At 67.4% G+C, this 24,035-nt stretch carries 18 protein-coding genes and 1 riboswitch; of the genes, 11 read left to right on the forward strand and 7 right to left on the reverse strand.

What is annotated here, in order from left to right; translation table 11 throughout:
• Positions 1-427 precede the first annotated feature (427 nt).
• Positions 428-1,111 (forward strand): LuxR C-terminal-related transcriptional regulator, encoded by a 684-nt coding sequence (locus M2352_RS16065; protein ID WP_264665578.1) that lies wholly within the window; start codon positions 428-430, stop codon positions 1,109-1,111.
• A gap of 219 nt (positions 1,112-1,330) precedes the next feature.
• Entirely contained in the window at positions 1,331-1,975 is a 645-nt protein-coding gene (locus tag M2352_RS16070) for a response regulator (RefSeq protein WP_264665579.1), read from the forward strand.
• A gap of 100 nt (positions 1,976-2,075) precedes the next feature.
• On the opposite strand, the gene M2352_RS16075 is transcribed toward M2352_RS16070, so the two are convergent.
• Both M2352_RS16075 and M2352_RS16080 read right to left on the reverse strand, forming a co-directional pair.
• Positions 2,076-2,861, reverse strand: a complete 786-nt coding sequence (locus M2352_RS16075; protein WP_264665580.1) for a hypothetical protein — start codon at positions 2,859-2,861, stop codon at positions 2,076-2,078.
• 234 nt (positions 2,862-3,095) lie between these two features.
• Complete coding sequence (locus M2352_RS16080) at positions 3,096-3,440, reverse strand: acyl carrier protein (protein ID WP_264665581.1); 345 nt, start codon at positions 3,438-3,440, stop codon at positions 3,096-3,098.
• Between the two features lie 197 nt (positions 3,441-3,637).
• Here M2352_RS16080 and hcp point away from each other — a divergent pair, with 197 nt between their 5' ends.
• Both hcp and M2352_RS16090 read left to right on the forward strand, forming a co-directional pair.
• A complete protein-coding gene (gene hcp, locus M2352_RS16085) occupies positions 3,638-5,302 on the forward strand; it encodes a hydroxylamine reductase (protein WP_264665582.1) in 1,665 nt (554 codons plus the stop codon).
• Between the two features lie 83 nt (positions 5,303-5,385).
• Positions 5,386-6,453, forward strand: a complete 1,068-nt coding sequence (locus tag M2352_RS16090; RefSeq protein ID WP_264665583.1) for an FAD-binding oxidoreductase — start codon at positions 5,386-5,388, stop codon at positions 6,451-6,453.
• Between the two features lie 82 nt (positions 6,454-6,535).
• On the opposite strand, the gene M2352_RS16095 is transcribed toward M2352_RS16090, so the two are convergent.
• Both M2352_RS16095 and M2352_RS16100 read right to left on the reverse strand, forming a co-directional pair.
• Entirely contained in the window at positions 6,536-7,888 is a 1,353-nt protein-coding gene (locus M2352_RS16095; RefSeq protein ID WP_264665584.1) for an OmpP1/FadL family transporter, read from the reverse strand.
• A 200-nt stretch (positions 7,889-8,088) separates the two neighbouring features.
• On the reverse strand, positions 8,089-8,898 hold the full coding sequence (locus M2352_RS16100; RefSeq protein ID WP_264665585.1) for a TSUP family transporter: 810 nt from the start codon (positions 8,896-8,898) through the stop codon (positions 8,089-8,091).
• Between the two features lie 201 nt (positions 8,899-9,099).
• Between M2352_RS16100 and M2352_RS16105 the strand changes: the two genes are divergently transcribed.
• The gene (locus M2352_RS16105; RefSeq protein ID WP_264665586.1) at positions 9,100-10,317 is read left to right on the forward strand and encodes a glycerophosphodiester phosphodiesterase family protein; all 1,218 of its coding nucleotides are present in this window, start codon (positions 9,100-9,102) and stop codon (positions 10,315-10,317) included.
• 106 nt (positions 10,318-10,423) lie between these two features.
• Positions 10,424-10,771: a RidA family protein gene (locus M2352_RS16110; RefSeq protein ID WP_264665587.1), complete on the forward strand. Its 348-nt coding sequence runs from the start codon at positions 10,424-10,426 to the stop codon at positions 10,769-10,771.
• 19 nt (positions 10,772-10,790) lie between these two features.
• Here M2352_RS16110 and M2352_RS16115 read toward each other — a convergent pair whose 3' ends face one another.
• On the reverse strand, positions 10,791-11,279 hold the full coding sequence (locus M2352_RS16115; RefSeq protein WP_264665588.1) for an Lrp/AsnC ligand binding domain-containing protein: 489 nt from the start codon (positions 11,277-11,279) through the stop codon (positions 10,791-10,793).
• A gap of 132 nt (positions 11,280-11,411) precedes the next feature.
• Here M2352_RS16115 and putA point away from each other — a divergent pair, with 132 nt between their 5' ends.
• Together putA and M2352_RS16125 are read left to right on the forward strand one after the other, a co-directional pair.
• Entirely contained in the window at positions 11,412-14,558 is a 3,147-nt protein-coding gene (gene putA / locus M2352_RS16120; protein ID WP_264665589.1) for a bifunctional proline dehydrogenase/L-glutamate gamma-semialdehyde dehydrogenase PutA, read from the forward strand.
• Positions 14,559-14,984: 426 nt separating this feature from the next.
• A complete protein-coding gene (locus M2352_RS16125; RefSeq protein ID WP_319802048.1) occupies positions 14,985-17,072 on the forward strand; it encodes a methyl-accepting chemotaxis protein in 2,088 nt (695 codons plus the stop codon).
• 68 nt (positions 17,073-17,140) lie between these two features.
• Here M2352_RS16125 and ribB read toward each other — a convergent pair whose 3' ends face one another.
• Positions 17,141-17,827 (reverse strand): 3,4-dihydroxy-2-butanone-4-phosphate synthase, encoded by a 687-nt coding sequence (gene ribB / locus M2352_RS16130; RefSeq protein ID WP_264665591.1) that lies wholly within the window; start codon positions 17,825-17,827, stop codon positions 17,141-17,143.
• Positions 17,828-17,958: 131 nt separating this feature from the next.
• A riboswitch (FMN riboswitch) is annotated at positions 17,959-18,143 on the reverse strand.
• 151 nt (positions 18,144-18,294) lie between these two features.
• On the opposite strand from ribB, the gene M2352_RS16135 reads away from it, so the two are divergent.
• From M2352_RS16135 to M2352_RS16145, 3 genes are all read left to right on the forward strand, one after another.
• A complete protein-coding gene (locus tag M2352_RS16135; protein WP_264665592.1) occupies positions 18,295-18,738 on the forward strand; it encodes an HIT family protein in 444 nt (147 codons plus the stop codon).
• A gap of 88 nt (positions 18,739-18,826) precedes the next feature.
• Positions 18,827-21,025: a tetratricopeptide repeat protein gene (locus M2352_RS16140; protein WP_264665593.1), complete on the forward strand. Its 2,199-nt coding sequence runs from the start codon at positions 18,827-18,829 to the stop codon at positions 21,023-21,025.
• A gap of 71 nt (positions 21,026-21,096) precedes the next feature.
• Positions 21,097-21,888 (forward strand): PP2C family protein-serine/threonine phosphatase, encoded by a 792-nt coding sequence (locus M2352_RS16145; protein WP_264665594.1) that lies wholly within the window; start codon positions 21,097-21,099, stop codon positions 21,886-21,888.
• Positions 21,889-21,916: 28 nt separating this feature from the next.
• Here M2352_RS16145 and M2352_RS16150 read toward each other — a convergent pair whose 3' ends face one another.
• Entirely contained in the window at positions 21,917-23,899 is a 1,983-nt protein-coding gene (locus tag M2352_RS16150; RefSeq protein ID WP_264665595.1) for a DUF4384 domain-containing protein, read from the reverse strand.
• Positions 23,900-24,035: the final 136 nt, after the last annotated feature.

A 24,035-nucleotide genomic window follows, 5' to 3' on the forward strand; every position in this document is an offset into this window, starting at 1 on the left:
CGCCCGGCCCCCATAGCCTCTGAGGGCACAGGGGCGCGACCGGGGTGCCCATTTCCGTTCCCGGTCTTTGTTTCAGAAGAATCATAGAAGCGTGGAAGAATTCAATTCGACTATCCCATCGAACACTTTGTACTGCCTCGTAATATGAAGCGAGTCGTGGGCAGTGTGAAAAGGAAGCCGGCGGGGCTTATGGCATATGCCGATTGCCTGCGAAAATTTTGACTTTAGAGAAATTTTCTGACCCTCAAATCCGGGGTACTGTCAGTCTCGAAGCGGGCAGGCGGGGCCTTCCGGGCGGATACCGATACGTATCTCGATCGGTCCTGCAGGCGCCGATGCCGAACGAAAGCGTCATGGCCACCCCGGACGTGGGCAGCGTCCAGCCATCGATGCCGTCAACCTTATGAACAGAGGCGGGCTAACGACCATGGATCCCGTGAACGTTTTCCTGATCGATTCGAACAAGCTGTTCCGCGAAGGGATGAAGCGCCTGTTCGATGCCTCGTCCTTCCGGGTGATGGGAGAGGCGGGTTCGTTGAGCGAAGGGCTGGGCCTGATCGAAACGGCTCCTGAAAAGCCGGGCCTGATCCTGATCGACCTTGCCGGCGGCGGGGAGGAGGACGTGGACGGAATGCGCGCCCTGCGTGCCCGGTTCCCCGAGATCCGCACGGTGATCCTGACCAGCGACCTGTGCACCCGCCGTCTGTCGGCCGCCCTGGGGGCCGGGGCCGACGGCTATCTGATGAAGAACATCGCGTGTGAAGCGCTGATGCAATCGCTGCGGCTGGTGATGATGGGGGAAAAGGTGCTCCCCACCCACCTGGCCGAGCTGCTGGTGTCGGGCAAGACCGATGAACTGGCCACCGAGGTTCCCACCCGCCGCAAGGGCCTGTCCCAGCGGGAGATCCAGATCCTGAAGTGTCTGTTGAACGGCAATTCCAACAAGATGATCGCCAACCACCTGAACATCACCGAAGCGACGGTGAAGGTTCATCTGAAAAGCCTGCTGCGCAAGATCAACGCCTCCAACCGCACGCAGGCGGCCATTTGGGCGCTGAACAACGGCATCGGTGAACAGCCGGTGGAAGCCCCCCACGCATCCATGGCGTGATGGGTATGTGACCATTGTCAAAGGCCAGCCCTCTGCTTATGGGGCTGGCCCCGCTCGGGCGTATGACCATCCGGCATATACGCCCCGTCCTAGCACCAAAAGCGCACTTTACCCAAAGAAACAATGGGCCTTAATTGACTGATACCCCCGTGTCCCGTCCCTTATCCCCAGACAGGACAAGCTTAACCATTCGGATGATGCTGTAAAGGCGAAAACTCCATGAAAGTTCTTATTGCCGACGATCATCTGTTGTTTCGGGATGGCCTGCGCAGGCTGCTGGCACAGTTTCAAAGTGATATGACCTTCGTCGAGGCCAGCAGCTTCGACGAGGTGAACCAGCTCTGCGAGGCGGGGGACGATTTCGACCTGATCCTGCTGGATCTGGGGATGCCGGGCTGGACCGGCTTCAGCGATCTGGGCCGCATTCATCAGCGGCTGCCGCAGGCGCTGCTGGTGGTGGTGTCGGCGTCGGAACAGCGCTCCGACCTGTTGGCGGCGCTGGAAAACGGGGCGGCGGGGTACATTCCCAAATCGTCCAGCGCCAAGGTGCTGATGGGGGCGCTTCAGCTTGTGCTGGCCGGCGGCATCTATGTGCCGTCCCAGGCCATCCGCGGCGATCTGCCGGTGGGGGAAGAGCATCTGGGCGAGGAGCCCCTGTCCCATTCCGGCCTCGCCGGCACCGAAAACCTGACCCCGCGCCAGCGCGAGGTGCTGGCCCATCTGCGTGCCGGCAAATCCAACAAGCAGATTGCCCACGAACTGGGGCTGACCGAAGGCACGGTGAAGGTTCACGTGACCGCCATCCTGCGCCTTCTGGGCGTGCGCAACCGCACCCAGGCGGCGCTGACGGCGCATGGGGTGTGAGCAAAGATTTTAGGATTCTACACGGCAAAGGGGGGCTATTGCCCCCCTTTGCCGTGCCAATTTATTGTCGAGATGGTCCATGTTCGGTGCGTGCCATTTGTCACGCATCCGTTTCATCTTCATGGTTTACTCTTTCTATCACCCACCAAGCCGTTGCCGCCAGCCTTACAAACTGGCGCCGTTTGCGAAACGATGTGTTCTCAGGGGCATTTCTCTGGTATTTTGTTGCGTAATTGTGCGTCTTTCTAAGTAATGCTTTTACGCTTTGAGGTATGTGCTTTCTAATGAACGTTTCCATGTTCTTGATCTCATAATAAAAAAGAAGAGAGCTAAATGTAATCATGATAAGAAGTAAGATTAAGCTATAGCTAGTGATTGATAATTTGCTATTGGCTGCAAACCAATTGCAATAAAGAGCTATAACATAGAATGCCGACAATGCTCCAGAGGCTGAAGCAAATGATTTCATAATCAACCAAAAAAGAATATCTATTGAGCGCCTTATAAAGAAAAGATTTTTGGCGCATCCAAAAACACCACTGATTATATAGTTAATGACCTGCGGCATAATAAATGCAATTACAAGAAAAGCATATGTTATCATCGCCATTTTTATATCAATCGTTAATCCTAGCAAATTTATAATCATTTCTCCAATTTTATCTCTTGGATTGCCATTTTCATCAAATCTTCCATTATAAATCGCAATGGCGCCAACTAGAAATGATAAGCAAAAGAAAATTGAAAATATTCCTGTCATAACAGATATGGCGGTCGGATGTTTTTTTCTTATTTGAAATATTGATATACAGGTTATCATTAATAAGAATATAGTCCATGTGATCATTATAATTATATTTTTATATTCAGAGATAATTTCTTCCATTTTAATCTCCCTAAAGAATTACAAAATAGAGAGGAAGAGTCCCAAAGGTTGATCGAATTTCGATCATATTCTCATAGGCCATATTTATTTTTTCTAAAGCTATGAAACGTGGATCGCAGGGTATGTGCTCACACATACCACTGGCCAAGAACCGTGACTGTGCTTTCTTCCACTTCAAGAATCGGTCTCTTCGAGACTCGCAGGCCAGGGGCCGATCCCTCTGGCGGCCTGCTTTTACGCCGCCGCCGCACGAGCGTTGGCGGCCATGCAGCGGGCGGCGAAATTGTCGGACAGGAACGGTGGGCGTTTATAGAGCCCGTGCAACCATGCGGCCAGCATGCACAGCTCCTCCAGCCGCACAATCTCGTTCAGCACATCCTCAGGGAAAACCACACCGAACGAGGTGGCGATTTCCGATACAACCTCCTCCACCTGTTCGGTGTTCAGCCCGCATTCCTCTTCCAGAAGGGCGGTGCGGACCAGCAGCGTTTCATCAATCCCATATTCGTCGCGGATCAGCTTTACGATCCAGCGGAAGAAATGCATCCAGTTGACGACACCCTCGGTGCTTCGAGACATGGGATGGCTCCGCTGCCGAAAACAGGGATTTTAGATATATTGCAAATAGTCTTTACAACCCGAAATGATATACCATTGCGCCGTTCATGGGGAAAAGAGCTAACCTGCACTTGACCGCGGTCAAGGATGACGCACCCACCGGCCCCCACTGTGCCCCTGGCTTCGCTTGGAAGCGGCTTTCTCGAGACGGGGGCTTGATGTTTTGCTATCAGTGTGAACAGACCGAACGTACCGACACTTCCAATGGTTGTTCTTCGGCCCGCGGGATGTGCGGCAAGGATCAGGTGACGGCGGATCTCCAGGATCTGCTGATCCACACCCTGAAGGGTGTCGCCCAATACGCCACCCGCGCCCGCGCGCTGGGGGCCGGCGACAACGAGGCCGGCGGGTTCACGCTGCTGGCGCTGTTCACCACGCTGACCAACGTCAACTTCAACCCCACCCGTTTCACCGCTCTGATTGCCGAAGCCGCCGAAACCCGTGCGCGGGTGCGGGCGCGGTACGAAGCGGCGTGCGCCGAACGCGGCGTGCCGGTGGAAAGCCTGTCGGGTCCGGCGGTGTGGGAGCCGGCGGGCGACCTCAACGGCCTGTTGGCCCAGGCGGCGGTGGCCTCGGTCCTGGCCGGGCGCGATGCGGCGGGCGACGACGTGGTGGGCCTGCGCGCCATGATCCTGTACGGTATCAAGGGCGTGGCCGCCTATGCCCATCATGCCCACGCGCTGGGCTATGAGCGGGACGAGGTTTATGCCGGCGTGGAAACGGCGCTGGATTTCCTGGCCGCCGACCCCACCGATGTGGGTGCGCTGCTGGATCAGGCCATGGCGCTGGGCCGGCTGAACCTGACGGTCATGGAGATGCTGGACGCCGCCAACACCGGCAGCTTCGGCCCCCAGACCCCGACCACGGTGCGCATGACCCCGGTGAAGGGCAAGGCGATCCTGGTCAGCGGCCATGATCTGAAGGATCTGTCGCTGATTCTGGAACAGACGGCGGGCAAGGGGATCAACGTCTACACCCATGGCGAGCTGCTGCCGGCCCATGCCTATCCGCTGCTGAAGAAGCACCCGCATCTGGCGGGCAACTACGGCGGCGCGTGGCAGGATCAGGTGAAGGACTTCTCCGACTTCCCCGGCTCCATCGTCATGACCTCCAACTGTCTGGTCGAACCGGGGCCGCGCTACCGTTCGCGCATCTTCACCGCCGGGCCGGTGGGCTGGCCGGGCGTGCGCCACATCGCCGACCAGAACTTCGCCCCCGCCATCCAGGCGGCACTGGCCGCCCCCGGCTTCAAGGACGACGCCCCGGAAAAGACGGTGATGGTCGGCTTCGGCCGCGACGCCGTGCTGGGCGTGGCCGACAAGGTGATCGACGCGGTGAAGGGCGGGGCCATCAGCCACTTCTTCCTGGTCGGCGGCTGTGACGGGGCGGCACCGGGCCGCAACTACTACACCGACTTCGTGGAGCAGGTGCCGCAGGATGGCGTGGTGCTGACCATCGGCTGCGGCAAGTACCGCTTCAACCACCTGGAGATGGGCGACATCGGCGGCATCCCGCGCCTGCTGGACGTGGGGCAGTGCAACGACGCCTATTCCGCCATCAAGATCGCCGGCGCGCTCGCCCAGGCGTTCAACTGTACGGTCAACGACCTGCCGCTGTCGCTGGTGGTGTCGTGGTTCGAGCAGAAGGCGGTGGCGGTGCTGCTGACCCTGCTGGCGCTGGGCATCAAGGACATCCGCCTTGGGCCGACGCTGCCGGGCTTCCTTACTCCGGCGCTGCTCGATGCGCTGGTGGAAAAGTTCGCGCTGAAGCCGATCACCACGGCTGAAGCCGATCTGGCCGACGCGCTGGCGCCCGCCGCCTGACGCGCCGCCGGCCCCCCGCTCCACCCCTCCCTCTTCCTGCGGGGCGGGGGGCCTCCTCCTTTCTGTTGCCGACCGGACGAGCCATGACCAGCACCCACAGCATCCGCCTGACCACCCGCGACGGTGCGGAGGTCCGTTTCGACTGTGCCGAGGACGAGGCGGTGACCGCCGCCGCGGCCCGCGCCGGCCTGATCCTGCCCACGCTGTGCGGCAGCGGCGGCTGTGGCACCTGCCGCGCGTCGCGCACGGACGGGGTGGCGGAGCTTGGCCCCCACAGCACCAGCGCCCTGCCGGCGGAGGCCGCCGAACGGGGCGAGGTGCTGCTGTGCCGCACCTTTCCGCGCAGCGACCTGGAACTGACCGCTCCCTTCGACCGCTCCCATATCCTCGACGGCGGGCTGCCGGAGCGGGGGGCGGTGGTGACCGCGGTGGAGCGGGTGGCGGCGAGCACGGTGCGGCTGGCGGTGCAGCTCGATCCCCACGAGGATTTGGGCAGCGGTGCCGATTTCGAGCCGGGGCAGTACATGGAACTGGCGGTGCCGGGCACCGGCATCCGCCGCGCCTATTCCATCGCCAGCGCCCCCAACTGGGACGGCACCATGGAGTTCCTGATCCGGCTGCAGCCGGGCGGGCGTTTTTCCGGCTGGCTGGCCGATGCGGCGGTGGGGGCGCGGCTGACCGCCTTCGGCCCCGCCGGTCATTTCACGTTGCAGGAACGGGGGATGACGCCGCGGTGGTTCCTGGCCGGCGGCACCGGGCTGGCGCCCATGCTGTCCATGCTGCGCCGCATGGCCGAATGGGGCGAGGCGCAGGAGGCCCGCCTGTTCTTCGGCGTGAACCGCGAGGAAGAATTGTGTGCCGATGCCGAACTGTCGGCCCTGGCCGCGGCCCTGCCCGATTTCACGGTGGTGCGCTGCGTGCGCCAGCCGGGGGCGGGGTGGAACGGCGTCACCGGCACGCCGGTGGATGCGCTGGACGCGGCCCTGCGGGACCACGCCGGGCCGGCGCCCGACCTGTACGTCTGCGGCCCGCCGGTCATGGTGGAGGCGGTGAAGGCCGCCGCCGCCCGCCACGGCCTGTCCGACGGGCAGGTTCTGTGCGAATCCTTCCTGCCGTCCGGGGTGGGGGAGCCTGTGACCGCTGAGGCGTGACGCCCCTGCCGGCCCCTCCCTGCGCCATGACGGAAAACCGCAGCCCCGGCAAAACCGGGGCTGCGGCGTTTTCCGGGCGGGATCAGAACGACAGCTTCGCCTGGACGCCCACCAGATCCACATGGTTCTTGTAGGTGCCCGACAGGTTGCCGCGGGCGGCGTTCGGGCCGGTCAGCGTGTCCACCTGATTGAGCGAGGCGTCGGGCACGAACAGGTGGGCATAGGACAGATCCACCGTCAGCAGGTCGTTGAACTTGAACGACGCGCCCGCCGACAGCCAATAGCGCTCCTCGTCCGGGATGCGGGGGGTGCGGTCGGCGTCGGGCGTGGGCGACTGGTCATAGGCCGCACCCACGCGCAGGGTCAGGTTGTCCATGGGCTTGTACGACGCGCCCACCGCGAAGAACCAGGCATCCCGCCATTTCTCCTCGGTCACCGACGGGGTGAGGTTGGGGTTTTCGAAATTCACCCGCAGTTCGCGGAACCGCGACCAGTTGGTCCACGACACGTCGGCCATCACCGCCCAGCGGTCGTTGAATTCGTGATAGGCGCCCAGGCTGGCGATTTCCGGGGTGACCACCTTGGCCGAGGCGTTGGAGCTGGGCAGGGCCGTGCGGAAGGCGGCCGGCAGCCCGGAGAACTGGATGTCCCCCTCGATGTCGTGCTTGACGGCGGAGCGGTAGGACAGGCCGATGCGGGTGCCCTTGGCCGGTTCGATCATCACGCCGGCCACCGCACCCCAGCCGATGTCGTCGCCGTTCAGACGGGCGTAGGCATCCAGCGAGCCGGGGGTGAGCGCCAGACCGGTGCGGCGGCGGATCAGGGTGGCGGCGTCGGTCATCTGCGACAGCGTGGCCTTGGCGTACTGCATCTGCAGACCGCCGCCCACCGTGATCATGGGATTGATGCGGTAGGACACGGTGGGCTGCACGTTGATGGTGCGCAGCTCCGATTCCACCGCGTGGTAGCGCCCGATCCAGTTGGACGGGTAATCGGTCGCCAGACCCCACGGAACGGTGATGGCGATGCCCACCTTCAGGTCGGGGCTGATCGACATCATGGCATAGCCCGACGGGACGATGGCGTCCTGGCCGGCATCGCCGGGGTTGGCATCGCCGGAGATGCTGCGTCCGCCCAGCGCCGTGGCGTAGCTGCCGCGCGCGTTCTCGATCTTGGCATAGGGCATGACGCCGGTGAACTGCTGCACCACCTGGTTGCCTTCGAGCACGCCCAGGGCCGCGGGGTTGAAGAACATGCCGGAGGCATCGTTCATCCCGTTGGCGGTGGCGCCGGCAAAGGAGGTGCCGAGGCCCGACGCGCTCTGTTCCTTCAGCGCGTAACCGGCGGCGACCGCGTTCTGGGGGGCGGTGGCGGACATCAGCGCCGCCAGCGAAACCGCGGACAGCAGCCCGGCTCCGCGCAACATCTTGGTCATGCGTTTCTCCCTAGATTTTGCTTTGTTGCCCCCTTTGTGCCAGGAACAGAGGTTGACGTAAAGGGAAAGTGATTGCCGCACTTATCCTTAACGTCATAGACGTGCCACATTTGCGCGGCGCTGTGGCTTTTCTGCAATAATCCGATGGCTGCCCTGCGGTGAGCGCGGGTGCAAAAAGCGCAGGAGCGGGCGGGGTGCCGTTACGGCAGCAGGCCGAGCACCGTCATCACCAGATGGCGCAGCGGGTTGCCGTCGTCGGTCATCACGATTTTCGCGGTGATGGCCAGGGATGCGACCACCAGCATGGGGCGGACGATTCGCGCCCCGTTGCGGATCACCAGATGCGCACCGGCCTGGGCGCCCAGAAACTGCCCGGCCCCCATGGCGATGCCGATGGCCCACTGGATCTGCCCGCCCAGCAGGAAGAACAGCAGGGCTGCGACGTTGCTGGTGAAGTTCAGGATCTTGGTGTGGGCGGTGGCGCGGCGCAGGTTGAAGCCCAGCAGGGCGACGAAGCCGATGGCGAAGAACGTGCCGGTGCCGGGGCCGAAGAATCCGTCGTAGAACCCCACCCCGCCACCGATCAGAAGGGCGAAGACGTTTTCCGACACCCGGCGGTGGGCGTCGATGTCGCCGGCCTTGGGCGAGACCAGCAGATAGAGCGCGATGCCCACCAGCAGCACCGGAATGACGTTGCGCAGGAAGCTGGGATCCAGCATCTGCACCAGCGTCGCCCCCGCCGCCGCCCCGACGAAGGTGCAGGCGATCATGCGCCCCATGGTCCGCGGGTCCACCTCGCCCCCCCGTACGAATTTGAGGGTGGCGGAGAAGGAACCGAAGCAGGATTGCAGCTTGTTGGTGGCCAGCGCCTGGGCCGGCGACAGCCCCGCCCACAGCAGCGCCGGCACCGTCAGCAGCCCGCCGCCCCCGGCGATGGCATCGACGAACCCGGCCACCAGCCCCACGCCGAACAGCATCGCCAGCAGATCCAGGGAGGGCAGAAGATCCATGATGCCGGCATCCGTCGCAGAAAAGGGGGGATCGTGTTGAACCAGATTTTCCGCCGGCGGAACATCCCCCTTGCCGTCACGGCTGGGTTGCCGGTTGCGGCGGCGGTTCCGTCACCGCTTCTTCATCAAAGCAACACACCGGTGTCGGGGGCGGCGGGCGACAAGGGGCCGCCTTCCCGCAATCGCATAAGGATGTTCCCCATGCGCACGCTGCCCCCGACGCTTTCCCTGTTGGCGCTTGCCCTGACGGCGGGTGTCGCCGCCGCCGCCCCGGTGGAGGTCGGGGTCCGGCCCTTCTTCCTCATCGACCAACTCCGCAACCCCGACCTGAAGGCCAGGCTGGAAGCCTGCGCCGACAAGCCGATGGAGACGTCCACCTTCTCCATCGCCCACCGCGGAGCACCACTGCAGTTCCCCGAACACACGCTGCAATCCTACCGCGCCGCCGCCCGCATGGGCGTGGGCGTGCAGGAATGCGACGTGGCCTTCACCGCCGACCGGAAGCTGGTGTGCCGCCACGCCCAGAACGACCTGCACACCACCACCGACATCCTCGGCACCGAACTTGCGAAGAAGTGCACCAAGCCCTTCACCCCGGCCAGCGGCGACACGCCGGCGTCCGCCGAATGCCGGACCAGCGACATCACGCTGGCCGAGTTCAAGACCCTGACCGGCAAGATGGACGCGGCCAACACCAGGGCCACCACCGTTGATGCCTATATGAAGGGCACCCCGGCGTGGCGCACCGACCTCTATGCCGCGGCGGGCGGCACGCTCATGACCCACGCGGAATACATCCAGCTTGTGAAGGGCCAGGGGCTGAAGTTCACGCCGGAACTGAAAACGCCCGCGGTGCCCATGCCCTATGACGGCTGGACCCAGGAAAACTACGCCCAGGCCATGATCGACGAGTACAAGGCCGCCGGCATCCCGCCCGAGGACGTGTTCCCCCAGTCGTTCAACCTGTCCGACATCCTCTATTGGATCAAGGCGGAACCGGCGTTCGGCAGGCAGGCGGTGTTCCTGGACGAGCGTGACGAGACCGACAAGGGCTTCAACCCCATGGACGCCGCCACCTTCAAGCCGTCCATGAAGGAGCTGAAGGACATGGGCGTCAACATCATCGCCCCGTCCATGCCGCTGCTGGTCACCGTCGAGAACGGCCGGATCGCGCCGTCGGTTTACGCCAGGGAAGCCAAGGCGGCGGGGCTGAAGATCATCACATGGTCGCTGGAACGCTCCGGCCCGCTGCAAAAGGGCGGCGGCTACTATTACAAGACCATCAACGGCGTCGTGAACAACGACGGCGTGATCTATGAACTGCTGGACGTGCTGGCGCAGCAGGTGGGTGTGAGCGGCGTCTTCTCCGACTGGCCGGCGACCGTGACCTATTACGCCAACTGCATGAACCTGAAGTAAGGGCCGCGGTGGCCCAGGGGGGCGAAAGCCCCCTTGACGCCGGGCGCGGGGCAGGGCCGTATGCGGGCTTCCCAATCGGCTTTTCAAGAAACCGGAGCCTCTTCCCATGTCGATCAAGCGTTTCCACACCGGCCCGCGCATGAGCCAGATGGTCGTCTACAACGGCACCGCCTATCTGGCCGGTCAGGTGGCGGACAACCCCGTTGCCGACGTGACCGCCCAGACCGCCCAGATCCTGGCCCAGATCGACGCCCTGCTGGCCGAAGCCGGCACCGACAAGAGCAAGATCCTGTCGGCGACCATCTATCTGGCCGACATTGCCACCTTCGGCGCCATGAACGCCGCGTGGGAGCCGTGGGTGGATCAGGCCAACCCCCCGGCCCGCGCCACCGTGGAAGCCAAGCTGGCCGCCCCGGACTATCTGGTGGAAATCCAGGTTCTGGCCGCCGTCTGATGCTTTCCGCCCCCGCCGCTCAGCCGGCGGGGGCGGTCCCCTTCAGCGGGATGGAGGTGGTGTTCTTCACCTCCTCCATCACCACATAGGTGTGCGTCTCGCGCACGCCGCGGGCGGCGGTGAGGAAGGTGCCGAGGAAATCCCGGTACGCCTCCATGTCCCGCACCCGCGCCTTGACCAGATAATCGAAGCCGCCGGCCACCATGTGGCATTCCATCACCTGCGGCATCTTCAGCACCGCGCGCTTGAAATCCTCGAACCCGTCGGGGGTCGTGCGGTCGAGAACCACCTCCACGAACACCAGCAGCCCGGCCCCCAGTCTGCTGGGATCGAGCACGGCGGCATAGCCGGTGATGAACCCGTCCGCCGTCAGGCGCTTCACCCGCTCCAGGCAGGCGGCGGGGCTGAGGTTGATGCGGCGCGCCAGTTCCACATTGGTCAGGCGCCCGTCGTTCTGCAGTTCGCGCAGGATGCGGATGTCGGTGGAATCGGGGGCGTGGCCGGTCATGGTGATTCTTCGGCGATAATGGCGGAAACGTGCGGCTGCGTTTGGTTTTATGGATTTACTTCCGTACCACATACGGCAAATCCGCCGATAGAGTGAACGCCGTTCGCTCCACTCTTTCCCCGGATGCCCCCCATGCCCGCCATCCTCCCCCCCGCCGCCGAACCCATCCACGCCCGTGACGGCCGCGCCGCGGTCAACGCGCTGTACCGCGCCGACGAGGGGGCGGCGGTGGAGGAGCTGCTGCCCGTCGCCTCCCTTCCGGCGGAGGTGCGGCGGCGCATCGGCGCTGCCGCGGCGGGGATGGTGGAGCGGGTGCGGGCGTCGCGCACGCGGTTCGGGATGCTCGACGCCTTTCTGGCGGAATTCGGCCTGTCCACCAAGGAGGGGGTGGCGCTGATGTGCCTGGCCGAAGCGCTGCTGCGCATCCCCGATGCCGAAACCGCCGACAGCCTGATCCGCGACAAGATCGGCACCGCCGACTGGACCGCGCATCTGGGCAAGGCCGACAATCTGTTCGTCAACGCCTCCACCTGGGCCTTGATGCTGACGGGGAAGGTGGTGCGGCTGGACGACGCCGACGTGCGCCAGCCCCACGGCTTCCTCGACCGGCTGGTGTCGCGGGCGGGCGAGCCGGTGATCCGGCAGGCGATGATGCAGGCCATGCGCATCCTGGGCCGCCAGTTCGTCACCGGGCGCTCGATTCAGGAGGCTTTGGCCCGCGCGGTGGACAAGGAGGCGCTGGGCTACCGCTATTCCTATGACATGCTGGGCGAGGCCGCCCGCACCATGGCCGACGCCGACCATTATTGGGAGATCTATTCCGGCGCCATCGCCGCCGTCGGTGCCGCCATGAACGGGCGGGCCTTGCGCGACGGCCCCGGCGTGTCGGTGAAGCTGTCGGCCCTGCACCCCCGCTACGAGGAGGGCAACCGCGAGCGCGTCATCGCCGAACTGACCCCGCGCCTGCTGGATCTGGCGCTGAAGGCCAAGACCGCCGGCATCCACCTGACCGTCGATGCCGAGGAGGCCGACCGGCTGGACCTGTCGCTCGACGTGATCGAGCGGGTGTTCCTCAACCCCGCCCTTGACGGCTGGGAAGGCTTCGGGCTGGTGGTGCAGGCATACCAGAAGCGGGCCTACCCCCTGATCGGCTGGCTGGAGGGGCTGGCCCGCCGGGCCGGGCGGCGGCTGATGATCCGGCTGGTCAAGGGCGCCTATTGGGACGCGGAGGTCAAGCGCGCCCAGGAACGCGGGCTGGACGGCTATCCCGTCTTCACGCGCAAGGCATCCACCGACGTCTCGTATCTTGCCTGCGCCCGGCGTCTCCTGGGCCTGCGCGACGTGATCTATCCCATGTTCGCCACCCACAACGCCTATACGGTGGCTGCGGTGCAGGAGATGGCGGGCGACCGGGTGGGCTATGAGTTCCAGCGCCTGCACGGCATGGGCGAGCCGCTCTATCACCAGATCGTCAGCCCCGACATGCCGGTGCGCGTGTACGGCCCGGTGGGCACCCATGAAGACCTGCTGGCCTATCTGGTCCGCCGTCTGCTGGAAAACGGCGCCAATTCCAGCTTCGTCAACCGCATCCAGGACGAACATTTCCCCATTGCCGAGATCGTCGCCGACCCGGTGGCCCGCACGGCCTCGCTGTCGGCCAAGCCGCACCCGCGCATCCCCCTGCCGGTGCGCCTCTACGGTGCCGAGCGGCGCAACAGCGAGGGCCTGGACCTGAGCGACCCGGCGGTGATCGACACGTTGGCCGCCGACATGAGCGCTGCCTGGGACCGCCCGTGGGACGCCGCCCCCATCGTCGGCGGCGAGGCCCTGTCCGGCACTGCCCGCCCGGTGACCGATCCCGCCGACCACCGCCGCACGGTGGGGCAGGTGGTGGAGGCCGACGCCGGCACCGTCACCCGCGCCCTGGACCGTGCCACCGTCGGTTTCCGCATCTGGAGCGCGCGGGACGTGGCCGAGCGCGCCGCCTGCCTGGACCGTGCTGCCGATGCTATGGAGGCCCAGCGCGCGGCCCTGATGGCGCTTTTGGTGCGCGAGGCCGGCAAGACCATCCCCGATGCCCTGGCCGAAGTGCGGGAGGCGGTGGACTTCTGCCGCTACTACGCCGCCCAGGCCCGCAACGGCTTCGTGCCCCGCGTGCTTCCCGGCCCCACGGGGGAGCGCAACGAGCTGCGCCTGTCGGGCCGCGGGGTGTTCGTGTGCATCAGCCCGTGGAACTTCCCGCTGGCCATCTTCATGGGGCAGGTGGCCGCCGCCTTGGTGGCCGGCAACGCGGTGATCGCCAAGCCCGCCGAACAGACGCCGCTGATCGCCGCGCGGGCGGTGCGCATCCTGCTCGAATCCGGCGTGCCCGGCGACGTCCTGCACCTGCTGCCCGGCGACGGTGCGGTGGTGGGGGCGGCGCTGGTGGCCGACCGGCGGGTGGCGGGGGTGGCCTTCACCGGCTCCACCGGCACCGCGCGCACCATCGCCCGCGGCCTGCTGGACCGCGGCGGGGCCATCGTGCCGCTGATCGCCGAGACCGGCGGGCAGAACGCCATGATCGTGGACAACTCCGCCCTGCCGGAACAGGTGGTGGACGATGTGGTGACCAGCGCCTTCCGCTCCGCCGGCCAGCGCTGTTCGGCGCTCCGGGTGCTGTTCGTGCAGGACGGCATCGCGCCGAAGATCATCACGATGCTGAAGGGGGCGGCGGCGGAGCTGCGGCTGGGCGACCCCGGCCTGCTCGCCACCGACATCGGCCCGGTGATCGACGCGGACGCCCTGTCCGGCCTGACCGCCCATGTGGAGCGCATGAAGCGGGAGGCGTTGACCCTGATCGGCGGCACCCCGCCGGAGACGTGTGCCCACGGCACCTTCCTCGCCCCCCATGCCTTCGAGATCGACAGCATCGACCGGCTGGAACGGGAGGTGTTCGGCCCCGTCCTGCACGTGATCCGCTGGAGCCACGGCCATCTCGGCCGCGTGCTGGAAGCCATCGAGGCCACCGGCTACGGCCTGACGCTGGGCGTCCACACCCGCATCGACCGCACCGCCCGCACCATTGCCGCACGGATGCCGGTGGGCAACATCTACGTCAACCGCAACATGATCGGTGCGGTGGTGGGGGTTCAGCCCTTCGGCGGCGAGGGTCTGTCGGGCACGGGGCCGAAGGCCGGCGGCCCCCACTACCTCCACCGCTTCGCCGCCGAACGGACGGTGACGGTCAACACCACCGCGGCGGGCGGCAACACCTCGCTGGTGTCGCTGACGGAGGAGTGAAGGTGAAGGGGGAGAGCCGGCGGCGCCTCCCCCAGTGTCCTTATGAGGCGTCCTTGTGCAGAGAGTATCGGTGGTTTTGCCCGCATAGGCAGAGATAAGCAGGGAACAGTTATTGCCGTTTCTTCGGCCATGAGGGGGCAGGCGGGTTTTTGAAATAAATCTTCAATCCCTGAAAATTTTTCTTCCGATGAATTAAAATAATAATTTTACTGTCTCCTCTTTAAATTTCCAAGGCGGCGGCATTTAATTTTTAAGAATTAATGTGCATATCATTGTATTATTGTGTGATAATGAATGGGATGACGCATGGAGATGTCTATCTTGGTGTTTTGGTGAGCTATGAAGATAAAATCACTTCAAACAAAAATAGCCGGATTGGCAGGGATTTGCCTTGTCGGGACGGTTGTCGTTCTTGTGGGATTTGGTGTGTTCTCCGCAAGAAACACAAATGATTATGTCAACGGCGAGGTTTCGAAAATTCTGGAGGCAAAGACCAAGGAGTCCCTCCAGAATCTGGCCTCGACCCAGGCCGGGCTGATCCGTGCGGAGTTCGACACGGCCCTCAACACGGCCCGGACCATGGCCTACAGCTTTGCGTCCATGACCGATCCGAAGGACAAGGGCAACATTCCCGCGGAAAGACGGCGGGATGCGATCAACAATCTGTTGTTCAATGTTCTGCAAAAGAACGAGCTTTTCAACGGTACCTATACGGCGTGGGAGCCGGATGCGCTCGATGGCCGCGACGCGGAATTCCGCAACCGCCGCGAAACCGGGACGGACGGCACGGGGCGTTTCATTCCCTATTGGAACCGTGACCAGAACGGCCGCATCGCCATGCAGCCGCTGGTGGAATACGACAGCCGCGACCGCCATCCCAACGGCGTCGTCAAGGGCGGCTGGTACATCGGGCCGATGGAAACGGGCAAGGAAAGCGTTCTCGACCCCTTGCCCTACATCGTTCAGGGCAAGCAGGTCTTTCTGGCAACCCTGTCCGTTCCCATCGTCGTGGACGGAAAGTTCCGTGGCGTGGCCGGCACCGACTTCAACCTGGATTTCGTGCAGCAGGTCACGGCCAAGGTCAGCAAGGCCGTTTTCGACGGCCGCAACGAAGTCGTCATCATCAGCAACATGGGGCTGATCGTCGCGCACAGCGCGAAGCCGGAGCTGATCGGCCAGCCGATTTCGACCTTCGACGCATCCTGGCAACAGGATCTGGCCTTGGTGCAGAGCGGCCAGGCGCAGGTCGATATGCAGGAAAAGACCCTGCGGACCTTCGCCCCGATCACCATGGGCCGAACCGGCAAGCCGTGGTCGGTGCTGATCCAGGTGCCCAAGGATCTCGTGCTGGCCGATGCCTATAACCTGGGTGTGGTGCTCAACGGCCGGGCCGGTTCCACCGTCATGTGGCAGATCGCGGTCGGGCTGTTCGTCATCGTGGTGGCGGTGGGGGCGATGGGGATGATGGCCGGGTGCATTGCCCAGCCGATCCGCGCCAGCGTCCGTTTCGCCGAGGGGATTGCGGCGGGGGATTTCAACCAGACCCTGGACATCCGGCAGGAAGACGAAATCGGTGTTCTGGCCGGCGCCCTGCGCAAGATGGTGGCTGATTTGCAGCGCATGATCCATCAGCGGGCCGCCGACCAGCAGCAGGGCGAGGCCGAGCGGCGCAAGGCCATGTTCCAATTGGCCGACGATCTCGAAGCGCAGGTGATGAATGTGGTCGATGGCGTCGATGGCGCGGCGCGGACCATGAACGGCACCGCCCAGGGGATGACCGCCATCGCCGCCCAGACCAGCGAGAAGGCCAGCATCGTCGCCGCGGCATCGGAACAGGCCAACGTCAATGTCCAGACCGTCGCCTCCGCCACAGAGGAGCTGTCCGCCTCGATCCGGGAGATCGGCCAGCGCGTCAACCGCTCGGCGGAGATCGCCCGCGAAGCGGTGAGCGCCGCCCAGCAGGCCAACGGGCAGGTGCTCGGCCTGACCGAAGCGGCGGTGAAGATCGGCGCGGTGGTCCAGTTGATCCAGGACATCGCGGCCCAGACCAACCTTCTGGCGCTCAACGCCACCATCGAAGCGGCCCGTGCCGGAGAGGCGGGCAAGGGCTTTGCCGTCGTCGCCGGCGAGGTCAAGAGCCTTGCCAACCAGACCGCCAAGGCGACCGAGGAAATCGCCGGCCAGGTCAGCGACATGCAACGGGTGACGGGCGAAACGGCGACGGGCATCAAGAGCGTCGGGAGCATCATCGTCCAGATCGACGAAATCGCGACGAACATCGCCGCCGCGGTCGAGGAGCAGAGCGCCGCAACCCTGGAAATCGCCCGCAATGTCCAGCAGGCGGCATCGGGAACGAAAGAGGTGAGCGCGAACATCGCGGGCGTGCGCAAGGCCGCCACCGAAACGGGCAATTCGGCCGGCGAGGTGCTGGGCGTTTCCGGGCAGTTGGCCGAGGAGGCCGGACGCCTGCGGGGCGTGGTCTCCGCCTTCCTGTCGAAGATCCGGGCCGCCTGACCCAAGGAGCGCCCGCGGTTTCGCGTTTCGGGAGCCCGGCCCTCTGTGACGAGGGCCGGGCCGTGCTTTTACTGGGGGGCCAGGCTGTCGTCCCCCTCCATCTCCGCGCACAGATCCTCGATGGACACCAGCGGGAACCCGTGGGTTTCGGCGTAGGCGATCAGATCCGGCAGGCGGGCCATGGTGCCGTCGGGGTTGGTGATCTCGCACAGCACGCCGGCCCGCGGGCGGTCCGCCAGCGCCATCAGGTGGATGGTGGCTTCCGTGTGGCCGCGGCGGGCGCGCAGGCCCCCGGTGTGGGCGCGGATGGGGAACATGTGGCCGGGGCGGGCCAGATCCTCCGGCACCGCGTCCGGGGCGATGGCGGCGCGCACGGTGGTCACGCGGTCGGCGGCGGACACGCCGGTGGTGACCCCGCGCTTGGCCTCGATGGACACGGTGAAGGCGGTGCCGAAGCGGGCGCTGTTGTCCGCCACCATGGGCGGCAGGGCCAGCCGGCCGGCGTGGTCCGCCGTCAGGATCAGGCAGACGATGCCCGATCCGTCCCGGATCAGCCGGGCCATCTGCTCCACCGTGATGCTGTCGGCGGGATAGATGATGTCGCCCTCGTTCTCGCGGTCCTCGTCGTCCACGACGATGACGCCGTTGCCGGCGCGCAAGGCCGCCACGGCGCGGGCCACCCGGTCCCGGCGGCTGCCGAAGCGGGCCAGCGGAGACGCGGCGGTGGGGCGGTCGAGCAGATCAATCTGATTCATGGTTCTCACTCCGGTCTGGGGCGAGCCTGAATCAGGGCGCACGAAAAGAATCCCCGCCGGCCCGTGGGGCCGGCGGCGCAAGCCGCCACGGCGCCGCACCCCGGCCATGGGGTGTGACGGACGTGTGGCCCGCTCATCCTCTTCCATCCAGACTGTGACTGTCGGCCCCGGCTTTTCACCGGATCTGCTGACCCCGCCGCCCCCGGTTTCAGGGATGGCGGGCGCTCGCGGGCTTCCTCCGTCCACAGCCGGCGCGCAAGCCAGCCGGGGGGAGATTACCGCCGGTCGGGATTTTCACCCTGCCCTGAGAACAAGCGTCTATGGACCGGCCCCGCATGGGACCGGCGGGCCGCACGGTGGCGGATCGGGGGGCCGGGTGTCAAGCCGCCGGGCCGGGGAGGTGGTTTGCAACGGCAGCGGGACCGGCTAGTGTCATCGGCAAAACCAAAGGTCAAGGAGGACACGCCGTGCCGAACTTCGTCGATCCCTCGCCCCCCGGCGACTGTCTCTTCTGCCGCATCGCCCGGGGCACGCTGCCGGCGGCCAAGGTGCATGAGGACGAGCTGACGGTGGCGTTCATGGACATCGGCCAGGTCAACCCCGGCCATGTGCTGGTCGCCACCAAGCGGCACTGGACCGACATCTTCGCCATTCCCACGGACGAGGCGCAGGCGGTGATGGCCACGGCCCACCGCATCGCCGCCGCCGCCCGCCGGGCCTTCGACTGCCCCGGCCTGATGCTGTTCCAGGCCAACGGGAAGGAGGGGGAGCAGACGGTGTTCCACTTCCACATGCACGTGGTGCCGCGGCACGCCGGAGACGGCGCCGGCCTGATCTGGCCGCGCAAGACCCCGCCGTTCGCCGAACTGGAGCGCCACGCCGCGGCGCTGCGGAGCCGGCTGGACACCTGACCGGCGCCCCTCCCGCGCAGGCTTGCGGGCGGGCGGGGGATGGGGGACAACAGCGGCAGCGCAACCCCCACCGCCGGACCCCGCTCCCATGGCCACCATTGCCGAAGCCCTTGCCGCGGCCCTCGACCATCACATGGCCGGGCGGCTGGCCGAGGCGGAAATCCTCTATGGCCGCATCCTGGCGGTGGAGGAGGAGCAGGCCGACGCGCTGCACCTGCTGGGCGTGCTGTACGGCCAGACCGGGCGGCTGGTTCCGGGGATTGATCTTCTGCGCCGCGCGGTGCGGCTGCGCCCCGATGCCGCCGCCATGGCCGCCAACCTTGCCAACGCCGCCGAAGGGGCGGGCGACGACGCCTTGGCGGTGGCAGCCCGGCGGTTGGTGGTGCTCGACGATCCGGCCCATGGCGACGGCTGGGCCAGGCTGGGTCCGGCCCTGTGGCGGCTGGGCCGGGGGGAGCAGGCCGAAAAGGCTCTGGCCCACGCGGCGGCGCTGGTGCCGGGTGATGGAGAGGCGCGCGGGCGGTTGGGCATGGTGCGCCACGCGCTGGGCGGAACGGAGCACCGGGCCGGGCGGCTGGAGGCGGCGCGGGCGTGGCTGGCCGGGGCGGCGGCGGTGCTGCCCGCCGGGCACGATCTGGCGGCGGACGCGCGGGTGCTGCTGGGCCTTGCCCATCACGGGCTGGGCGAGCGGACGGCGGCGGAGCGGGATCTGCACACCGCCCTGGCCCTCGACCCGGCGCACGCCGACGCCCTGTCCGCCCTCTGCGCCCTGATGGGGGAGGCGGGACGGCACGAGGCCGCGGCGGCGGTGGGCCGGCGGGCGGTGCGGGCGGCCCCGCTGGAGCGCGGCGGCTGGGTCAACCGGGCGGCGGCGCTCGACCGCTGCTGGCGCTATGGGGCGGCGCTGGACGCGGGCGCCGGGGCGCTGGCGCTGGACCCGGCCCACGCGGGCGCGCTCGCCAACCGCGGCGGCGTGCTGCTGGCCCAAGGGGATGGGGCGGCGGCGCTGGTGTGGCTGGACCGGGCGGTGCGGGTGGCACCCGGCGATGCGGCCCTGGGCCAGCGGCGGCTGTGCGCCTTGCCCTACCGCCCCGGCCTGACGGGGGAGGATGTGCGGCGGGAATCGGCGGCGTGGGCGGTGCGGCACGCGCCCGCGGTCGCGGCCCGGCCCGTTGTGGGCGATGGCGGCGGGCGGCTGCGGGTGGGGATGGTATCGGGGGATTTCCGCAACCACGCCTTTGCCTTTTACATGGAACCGCTGTTCCGCGCCCTGGACCGGGGGGCGGTGGAACTGTGCCTCTATTCCACCGTCACCGCCCCGGACGCCAGGACCGAACGGTTCCGCGGGCTGGCGGACCGCTGGTGCGATGCGGGCGGCCTGTCCGACGCGGCGTTGGCGGCGCGCATCCGCGCCGACGGCGTTCAGGTGCTGGTGGACCTGTCGTCCCACACCGAGGGCAACCGGCTGGCCGTGTTCGCCCGCCGTCCGGCCCCGGTGCAGGCCACCATCGCCGTCACCGTGGTCACCACCGGGCTGGATGCCTTCGACGCGGTGATTCTCGACCCCTGGCTGGCTCCGTCGGGGGCGGAGACGCAGTACAGCGAACCCGTGCTGCGCCTGCCCCGCTTCGCCTGGGCCTACCGTGGGCCGGAGGAGGCGCCGGACGTGACGCCCCCGCCGTGCCGGGCGCGGGGGTATGTGACCTTCGCGTCTTTCAACAACCTGTCGAAGCTGACCCCGGAGGTGGCGGCGCTGTGGGCGCGGGTGCTGCGCGCGGCGCCGGGATCGCGGCTGCTGCTGAAATACCCGGCCCTGCGGGACGCGGGCGCGCGGGCCTTCGTCACCGGGCTGTTCGCCCCCCACGGGGTGGCGGACCGGCTGGAGTTGCGCCGCCCGCCGTCGGGAATCGCCGCCAATCTGGGGGATTACGCCGACGCCGACATCGCGCTGGACCCCTTTCCCTACAACGGCCACACCACCACGTGCGAGGCGTTGTGGATGGGCGTGCCCGTGGTGACGCTGGCCGGCGGGGAGCGGGCGCCGGGGGTGGCGCGGGTGGCGGCGGCCATGCTGGACAACGCCGGGCTGGCGGAACTGGCAGCGGGGGATGCGGATCACTATGTGTCCCTTGCGGCCGGTCTGGCCGCCGATCCGCGACGGCTGGCGGACCTGCGGGCCGGCTTGCGGCAGCGGGTGGCGGCCTGCGCGCTGGGCGATGTGGATGCCCTGGCACGGGCGCTGGAATCGGCATGGCGCAGGCTGTGGCTGCAGCGGCCCGTTGGATGAGGTAGAGTGACAGACCCGCCCCCTCCTCCAGGGGGGCCGGCAACAAGAATCCGTCCGAGGAACGCGCACCGATGGCCGATGAATCCGTCCCCACCCTGACCCTTGCCGGTCTGACCGACGTGGGGCGCGTGCGGCAGCGCAACGAAGACAGCTTCGCCCTGATCCCCGACCAGGGGCTGGCGGTGGTGTGCGACGGCATGGGCGGCCACGCCGGGGGGGATCTGGCCAGCCGCATGGCGGCAGAGGCGATTTCGGATTTCATCGCCGAATTCGGCGGCTCCCCGTCCGGCGTCACCGGGGATGCCGGGCTGATGGCCCGCACCCGCAACGCCATGTCGGTGGTGTGCTCGGCGGTGACCATGGCCAACCGGCGCATCTTCGCGCTCAACCGCGAACGCGGCTATGGCGAGGGGCGCGGCATGGGCACCACGGTGGCCGGTTTCTGGCATCTGACCGGCAGCGGGCGGGTGGTGGTGTTCCACGCCGGGGACAGCCGGCTCTACCGTCTGCGCGACGGGGTGGCGAAGCCGGTCACCCGCGACCACAGCCTGTATCAGCTCTGGCTGGACAACGGACGGCGGGGGGCGATGCCGCCCCGCAACGTGATCCTGCGCGCGCTGGGCACCGCCCTGGACCTGGAACCGGAAACGGCGCTGGTGTCGGCGCGGGCGGGCGACGTGTTTCTGCTGTGCACCGACGGGCTGAACGGCATGGTCCCGGACGAGGCCATCGGCGCGGTCCTGTCCACCGCCCCCTCCGCCGGTCCGGCCGCCGCCTGCCGTGCTCTGGTCGATCAGGCCAACGAGGCCGGCGGCCACGACAACGTGACCGCGGTGATCGGATGCTTCGGGGCGGGCGGGTGAGCCAGCCGCCGTCCCCAGCCGTCCCCGGTCAGGGGGCGCGGGTGCTGATGAACAGGGGCACGGCGACGGCACCCGGGGTGCCGGCCAGAGCCTCGCGCAGGGCGGTCAGGTAGGAATCGGCGGATTCGGTCTCCGCACGGCGGGGAATGGGGAACAGCGGGACCGGGCTGGCGTACAGGATGACAAGCTCCCGGCCATAGGGCGGGGCGACCTCCCAGTAACGGCTGTTGTCGCGGCGTTCGCCCAGGCGGCGCTGCTCGCCGGGGGCCATCTTCACCGCGGTTTCCAGCGGGTTGGGCAGCATGTGCACCACCATGCCGTCGATGGTGAAGTAATCCACCTGGATGTGCGCCGGCGCGTTGGGGGCGGTCAGGTCCAACAGCAGGTCTTCGCCGCCCACGAACGCCTCCGCCGCGCCCAGGACCGCGGGAGTGGCGGTGCCGGGGGGCAGGCGGAACGGGGCGACGGCCTGCAGCGGCGGGCACAGGGACGCCGCGGCCACCGTCAGATCCGCCATCCCGCGCAGGGGCGGGGGCACGCTGTTCACAAGATCCTGCACCCGCGTCCGTTCATCCTCGCCGGCCACGGTGCCGCTGACGGTCAGGGTGTTGCCGGCCACCGTCACCGTCACCAGCCCGCACACGTCGGCGTCCAGCGCGCCGGCCAGCCGGGCGCGCGCGTCCTCCGGTGATGGCGGGGAGGGCGGCGGCTCGGCGGGAGGAACCGCCGCCGGGGGAGGGGCCGGCGGTTCGGGGGCGGCTGCGGAAGGGAGCGCGGGTGGTTCCGGTGTGGGTGCCGCGGCCGGCGGCTCCGGTGCAGGAGACGGGTCCGGCGCCGGGGCTGGCTGGGGTTCCGGCTCTGGCTGCGGCTGCGGTGCCGGCGGCGGAGGCGCTGATTCGGGTTCCGGCGCCGGAACCGCCGGTGGGGGTGGCGGTTCGGCAGCCGGGGGCGGTTCCACGGGCGTGGGTGCGGGCGGGGGCGCGGGCTCCTGTGCCGGGGGGACCACCGCCGGTTCCGGCGGCGCCGGGGCGGGGACCGGCGGCGGTGCTTCCGCCGGGGGTTCGGGCGGGGGGGCCGGGGGTTCGGGGGGTGGGGGAGGAGCGGGCGGCGGCGGCGTAGGGACCGGGGTGGGCTGTGCCGGCGTGGAAGCGGGGGGTGCCGCCGGGGCCGCGGGCGGCGGAATACGCTGGGCAGGCGGCGGGGGCGGTGTTTCGGGCTGGACCGCCAGATACCAGCCGGCGCCGGCGGCCAGCAGGGTGGCCACCGCGGCCGCGGCCAGCAACGGGCCACGGCGGCTGGGCGTTTCTTCCGCACCGGTGGCTGCGGCTGGCAAGGCGGCGGCCAGCGCTTCGGCGAAGGCGGCAGCGGTGGGGAAGGTGGCGGCGCGGTCCAGCGCGGCGTCGAGAGCGGCGGGAATGCCGCTGTGGGTGGTGCCGGGGCCGTTCAGCATCCGCCGGACCAGGGCGGCCACGGCATCCAGGTCGCCGCCGATGCTGGCCGTCTTGCGCGGGGTCAGCGCCAGCGACAGCCCGTCCAGCATCGTCCGCCCGCCGGGTCCGGCGGACACCAGCCCCGGCCCGATGCCGCCGTGGGCCAGACCCGCCGCATGGATGACCGACAGCCCGTCCAGCAGGGCGGCCGCCGCGCGCACCGCTTCCGCCGGGGTGTAGCGGGTGCCGGCGGCGGCGGGATCGGCCAGGGTGGGGCCGGGGAACGGCAGGGTCACCACATAGAGCCACAGCCCGTCCGCCGTGCGCTCGGTCCCCGATCCCACCGGCGGCGCCAGATGGGAGTGGCGCAGGGTCGCGGCGGTGCGGGCAACCACCTGGAACGCCTCTGTCTCGGCCCGCAGAACGCTGTCCCCGTCTTCCCCGCCCGCGGCGGGCAGGCGGCGGGCGCGGATGCGGACGGTCAGGCCGGTGCGGTCCTGTTCGGCGGGAAAAACCAGGCACGGGCCGTCCACGGTGGGGCCGCCGGTGATGGTGAAATGGCCCAGTCGCTGGATCTGCACGCTGCCGGTTCCCTGTTGTGCGCCCGTGAGGCTTCTACCCCATCCGGTATACGCGACCTGTCCCCGCCGCGCCAAGCGGCGAAGGGGGCCGGACCCCGCTGGCCCTTGCACCCTTCGATACGAAAGCGCACAGTCC

Source organism: Azospirillum fermentarium, assembly GCF_025961205.1.
Lineage (GTDB): Bacteria > Pseudomonadota > Alphaproteobacteria > Azospirillales > Azospirillaceae > Azospirillum > Azospirillum fermentarium.